The organism is Blastocatellia bacterium (genome assembly GCA_035275065.1).
Lineage (GTDB): Bacteria > Acidobacteriota > Blastocatellia > UBA7656 > UBA7656 > DATENM01.
On sequence record DATENM010000127.1, the window covers coordinates 1 to 3,807 of the forward strand.

3 protein-coding genes are annotated in these 3,807 nt (G+C 65.2%); 1 reads left to right on the forward strand and 2 read right to left on the reverse strand.

The genetic code is table 11. The features are described from left to right. Nucleotides 1-180: 180 nt before the first annotated feature. Nucleotides 181-507, reverse strand: coding sequence for a PadR family transcriptional regulator (locus tag VJ464_24145; protein HKQ08239.1), 327 nt, complete (start codon nucleotides 505-507; stop codon nucleotides 181-183). Nucleotides 508-616: 109 nt separating this feature from the next. Further along, nucleotides 617-3,289: an ATPase domain-containing protein gene (locus tag VJ464_24150; protein ID HKQ08240.1), complete on the reverse strand. Its 2,673-nt coding sequence runs from the start codon at nucleotides 3,287-3,289 to the stop codon at nucleotides 617-619. 313 nt (nucleotides 3,290-3,602) lie between these two features. Between VJ464_24150 and VJ464_24155 the strand changes: the two genes are divergently transcribed. Next, a partial coding sequence (locus tag VJ464_24155; protein ID HKQ08241.1) for a hypothetical protein occupies nucleotides 3,603-3,807 on the forward strand: 205 nt, incomplete at its 3' end.

A 3,807-nucleotide genomic window follows, 5' to 3' on the forward strand; every position in this document is an offset into this window, starting at 1 on the left:
AATCCAGGCGTTGCCAATCGGCGAGGAGCAGCTCGCGGTACTGCAATTCGGCCTGCCACTCCTGGCGCCAGTCGGCGCGCAGCCGGCGCGGCACGATCAGGCCGACGAGCGCGATCAAGCGCAGGTGCGGCTTACCGAAAAAATGTTTGCAGCGGGCGAGCAACGACACGGCGAACAACCTCAGGCACGCGAGGGGCGCGGTTGGCGGGCACGCCGGGGCTGCGCCAGTTCGAGCAGGCGAAAACGTTTGACGGCTTCAGCCAGCGCCTCGCGGCCTTCGCGGGTCAGCTCGTAGTACTTACGCGGCGGGCGCTGTTGCTGCTGCGCGAGCGCCGGCTTTTCCCATTTGGAGGCGAGGTAGCCTGCCTCTTCCAGGCGGCGCAACGCCGGGTAGACGGTGCCGCCGGGCAGCCCCGTGATGTCAATGATGTCGAAGCCGTAGAGATAATCGTTGGCGACCGCTTGCAAGATAATCGCCGTCGCGTGCGTGAGGAAGCCTTTGCCCATTGCCTGCTCCTTAGAGATTTCGCAGATAGAATTCTACCTAGTCAGGATTCTACATAGGGTAGTCAGGGAGGTCAAGGCGGCCGTTAAGATTTGGCGGCGCGGGCTCGGCTCACCGCGTCTCGGAGGAATCACGGGGAGGCGCTTCGGTGCGGTCTTCGGGGTGCGCGGCATCAGAGGCCGCGGAACGGTCGCTGGCGCGGCGGCTGGCGCTGCCGCCGTTGCCCGAATGGTAGGTCCAGTCTTTGGCGCCCGCCGCTTCTTCAAGGTCGGGGAAGCTGCGCAGCCAGATGCCCGGCTCCTGGTGCAGGTCGTTGACGACGCGCTCGCGCAGGCGGCTGATGAAGGCCCGCGCGCCGTTGGCATTGGCGTCGGTCAGTAAGATCACAATGTCATTGCGCGGGTTGGTTGACAGCAGATCGTTCTCGCGCACCAGCCGCCGCACCAGATCATACAGCCGCAAGGCGACGTGCCCGCCCTTGGCGGTCATCTGCGGAACGCGGCAGCCGACGATAGCAAAGGTGGCGTTGTTTTCCATTGTCGCGCGCACACGCTCTTCGACCTGCGCGGTGAACTGCTGGTAAGAGGTGAAGTGATCAACCGCGGCGGGAGCGCCCATCGGCTCGGGTCGTGGTTCTGTGACCGGCTCGGCGGTCTGCGGCGTCGCTGCCGCGCCCGCGATCCACGAGTTGATGCCGCGATAGCGCGCAATCAACTGCCGCGCTTTGTGGCGCAGCTCATTCACGCTGTAAGGCTTCGCCAGGTAGTAGTCTGCGCCCAGCTCTGCCGCCAGCACGCGATCACCGGCGCGCATCCGCGTGGCCGTGGTCAGAATAACCGGCACGTTCAAGCCCTGGCGAATATGCTCCAGCACCTTGAAGCCGTCAATGATCGGCAAGTCGAGGCTCAGGACGACGAGATCGGGCTTATAAGAGATCAGCCTGGCCAGCCCGCTCATGCCGTCGTGAACGATATCGAGGGTGTAGCTGTCGAGCGTCTGCGCGACCTGGGCACACGAGGCCAGGTCATCATCGATGACCAGCACTTTGCAATCTTTCGGCTGGACCGCAACCGGCTCGGCGGCTACGGCAACCGGCTCGACAGCAACCGGCTCGACGGCAATCGCTTCGGCAGGCGGCTCGCTCGGCGCGTCAGGCGGGCGCAACAGCGCTTCGGTGGCGTGCGCGGCGATGGCCGAATCGAGCTTGAGGTCGGCAGCGCGGCGATGCGGCATCGGCGGCGATGCGGCGGGGGCGCTTGCAACCGCAGTATCTATGGCAGGCGTTTCGTCTATCGCCGGCGCGGGCTCGTCGGCAGACGCGGCTCCGTCGGCAGTCGTTGATTCGTCGTCAGACAAGGCCGCCGGCGGATAAGTCAGCTCGCCGGTGGCGCGCGGGTCCGGGCCCGCCGGCAGCGTGGGGGCTGGGGGCTGGCCGGCAGACTGAGTCGCCGCCGCTTCAGGTACTTCGATGTCGAGCGGTGACTCGGACCTGGATAATTCGTCAATCAGATCAGCGAAGAGATCGGCTGGCGCATCGCTCACGGCTTGCGCCGGGGGCGCAACGGCGACAGGCGGCACAGCGGGCGGCAGCGGTGTCGTGTCCGCCGTTTGCGGTAGAGTCTGGCTGTCTGCGGCCCGCGGCGTATCGGCCCGCGGCGCGGCAGTTTGCGGCGCATCAACTTGCGGCGCATCAACTTGCGGCACGTCGGCTTGTGGCACGGCAGTTTGCGGCGCGGTCGTTTGTGACTCAGACGGCGCGCCCGCGGCGCGTGGCGTTGGCTCGGCTGGCGGCGCGCTCTCTGCCGCCTCCGTCGTCGCAGGCGTGGCGGTTCTCGCCATCTCGGCGAACGGCTCAAGCAACTTGTCGAGGTCGAAATCGCTCAGCTTGCCGAGCGCCGGAGATTCAATCGCCGGCTCCGGCGCGCTGGTTTCGACAGGCGGCGCGGTGGCCTCTGAAACCGGCGGCGCGATTGGCGCGGCGGGCTTTTCTTCAGGCGTCGCCTCGCTGGATGCCGGCGGCGTCGCCTGGAAGATCGAGAAGAAATGATCGGGGCCGCGTCCGCGGTCGAGCAAAAAGATGCCGCGTGAAGGGTCTACTTCAATCGGCTGGTCGGCGATGCCCGTCTTCTCAAAATTGATGAAGCGCGCGGCGCGCTCGCCGATGTCTTTAACTTCGAAGCGCACGACTTCCGCCGTCTGCGGCTTGACGGCTTCGACCACGTCGGCGTCACCGTTGGCGATGTAGACGACCGTCGCGCCGAACGAGCGCGACCATGCGGTAAACTCGCCGGCGCGTGATTGCAGATTGCCGACGCCGGCAATCAGGCTGGTGACCGGGTCAAAGATCAACCGTTGCGGCTTGGTTTCGCCGAGCAGCCATTCCAGCTCGCGCAGCACCGGCGTCATCTCGCGCAGCCGCGAAACCTGCTGAATGATGTCGTCCGAGTATTCGAGGATGACCAGTCGCCCGCTGTAAACGTCTTCGAGGCAATCGTAGCCGAGGCGCGCAAAGCGGCGCACGGCGTCTTCGGGCGAATAGCGGATGACCAGCGCGCCGTGCTCGCCGCGCTTGAGCCCTTCGATCAGGAACTTGATGCCGAACAGCGACTTGCCCGCGCCCTCGCCGTGAACCAGGTACAGTTGGCCGCTTTCGAGGCCGCCCAGTAATTTATCAACCGGCTCGATGCCGCTGGGAATCAGGGTTGAGGGTTTCGTATCCATCTTCTTTGAACGCGCCACCCGGCTGGCTTTGCCACGAATTGCCGCGCCCGGCTCATTAGCCATTTGCGGCCGTGGTTTCGCTTGCCAATAATCGGGCGCAGGCTGAACGATCTGACCACGCATCCTGATAAAATAGAGAATGTGCGCGATATACCAGGATTAACCCGAACGGGTGAGAAGGCGACAGCATGATCTTGAAGCCGAGCCAGTGTCAAGGCCGCAAAGCCGACAGTCGTCCGCCGCGCCCCTGCCCTGCCCGGTCGCCGGGGCGCTGCCGCGCCACTGGCCGACCGCAGCCCGGCCCGCGCCAAAGAAGCCGCTTGACCGTTCGGGCTACCCTATGTAGAATTCTGACTAGATAGGATTCTATAGAAGTGTGCCCGACAATTCTCTCGCGCCCGAGGTCGTATCGGTGACCTTGCTCGCTCGCTGCAAACGCCTTTTCGGTAAGCCGCACCTGCGCTTGATCGCGCTCGTCGGCCTGATCGTGCCGCGCCGGCTGCGCGCCGACTGGCGCCAGGAGTGGCAGGCCGAATTGCAGTACCGCGAGCTGCTCCTCGCCGATTGGCAACGCCTGGATT